We start from the raw sequence: 1,831 nt of genomic DNA on the forward strand, positions 1-1,831 counted from the left end.
CCAGAGGGTAGAATCGGTCATGGCGTATCCACTCGTGTTGATTGAGATCTTGGTCGTGATCAATCAACAGGATACGCCACCCTTCCTACCTCCTCCCATACACCAGAAGTCACCATAGCTCCTCTTCCTGACATGCCCGATGTAAGGGCTTTTCATTGGTGATGCATGTCATTCGCCTGGCCTTGGCCAGATACAGACAGACGCGGTCAGGATACGAGAGCGGGCCCCGCCGGTTCGTCGCCTCGAACAAGATCTCGGTGGGTTCATCGACGATTTCCAGACCGAAGCGCTCACATTCCGCCAAGGTAAGTTGGTTGACTTCATCGAAAATCTGCGAGGGTATCAGTACCGGCTCGATGTGGGCGGCGTAGAGCCCCAAAATCGACAGGTCCGCTTGGCAGTAATCAATTAGTACATTGGCATCTGTGATGATCGGCATCGTGTTCGCCAGCAGCCGTCGTCAGCTCATCCAGGAGCGGGTAAGTTCCCGCATTTCTATGAGTGGCAGGTTGAGAATCTCGCTTCCGCGTGAGAGCGAGATGAGTCCCTCCTCCAATCCCCGGCGCACCAAACGGGCCAGACGATCTTCCTTGAAGTCGTAAGCATCCATTCCGAACGGCTCTTCGCCGACCGGCCGTTCGCTATAGAGTGCATGGTAAACCTCGGCATCGATGCCGCTGGGCTCGTCATGCTTGAGCAGCGAACGAGACCGCTGCCGCTTGTATTCGGCATTGAAGCGTGCCCAGAGCCCGCCACGCGATGCCTCGGGCATGCTCTCCGCCACCCGGAACAGCACGGTACGCCAACTGACACGAAATACCCGCTTGACCTTGAATACCCGGTCGAGCAGCGAGAGCCCCGCGGTTTCGTCCCATTCACGACGAAAAGCGGCTTCCGGCATCAGGAAGTGCGAAGCAAAACGATCGGCTTCACGTTCCTGGTCGGCATCTTCCTCAGAGGCGGCAACATCGTAAGCCCCGAGGTGCATCAACAAGTGCCCAAGCTCGTGCACGGCACTGAAGATCCAAGTCTCGACCGGCAGCCGTTCCCAGGTATTGACTACGATGGCGGGCCCCCCGCGCTCTTCAGTTCCAACGGAGAGCCCCATGAAGGCATCATTGGGAACGGAAACCGAGCGCACCTTGATACCGCGCGCCTCCAGCAGACCACAGATATCGTGCACCGGCTCGCGATCGTTGAGGTGGAACGCCGATCTCACCCGCTGTGCATAGCCCGGGATATCTTCCGCGCCATGCTGGTGGTATGCCTTCCACAACGGCTCGAGCGCATGCGGCGGCCGCTCTCCGGTCAGGTCTTCCAGGTCAGCGAAATCCTGCAGCCAAACGGCAACATCCGCCAGAATCTGGCCACGGCTCTTCAGCCTGCGCAACGAGCGAAAGCGCACTTGCTCGAGCGACGCTACCGGCATCAGCAGCTCCTGAAGCGGCACCCCCAACACACGAGCAATCGACTTGAGCGACTCCGGACGCGGGCTTTCAGTCTTGGCTAGCTCCAGCTTGCGGTAACCGCTCAGCGAGAGTCCTGCCGCCTCAGCCAGTTCTGCCTGCGATATACCCGACTCCTTCCTTAGCCGGCGCAAATTGATGCTGATGTGCTCGATGCTCATCCCCCTGCCTCCTGGCCCTCCCCTCTAAGTAACTAAAATAGCAGATCGGCGAATTATAGTCACTTTTAGCATTCCTGTCCCCTTAGGCTTTGTCCGAAAAGTCTGCTCGCAGACAACGGTCTATGCACGCCAGACATACCATGGCCCTGAAGCTACTGGCCAACTTGTCGTACCGTGTGCAGACCCGGCGTAGCTCTTTCACCC

The 1,831-nt window shown here is 58.3% G+C and carries 2 protein-coding genes; both read right to left on the bottom strand.

Going from position 1 to position 1,831, the window contains the following annotated elements:
* Positions 1 to 109 precede the first annotated feature (109 nt).
* Complete coding sequence (locus HOP59_RS23385) at positions 110 to 439, bottom strand: hypothetical protein (protein ID WP_234255742.1); 330 nt, start codon at positions 437 to 439, stop codon at positions 110 to 112.
* A gap of 21 nt (positions 440 to 460) precedes the next feature.
* Positions 461 to 1,627 carry a helix-turn-helix domain-containing protein gene (locus tag HOP59_RS23390; RefSeq protein WP_234255743.1) on the bottom strand — a complete coding sequence of 389 codons (1,167 nt, stop codon included), beginning with the start codon at positions 1,625 to 1,627 and terminating at the stop codon, positions 461 to 463.
* Positions 1,628 to 1,831: the final 204 nt, after the last annotated feature.

This window comes from Billgrantia aerodenitrificans (assembly GCF_021404405.1).
Classification (GTDB): Bacteria; Pseudomonadota; Gammaproteobacteria; order Pseudomonadales; family Halomonadaceae; genus Halomonas; species Halomonas aerodenitrificans.

Bases quoted from the DNA above. Each gene is read 5' to 3' on its own strand.
- HOP59_RS23385 (WP_234255742.1), bottom strand. From the start codon at position 439: ATGCCGATCATCACAGATGCCAATGTACTAATTGATTACTGCCAAGCG.
- HOP59_RS23390 (WP_234255743.1), bottom strand. From the start codon at position 1,627: ATGAGCATCGAGCACATCAGCATCAATTTGCGCCGGCTAAGGAAGGAG.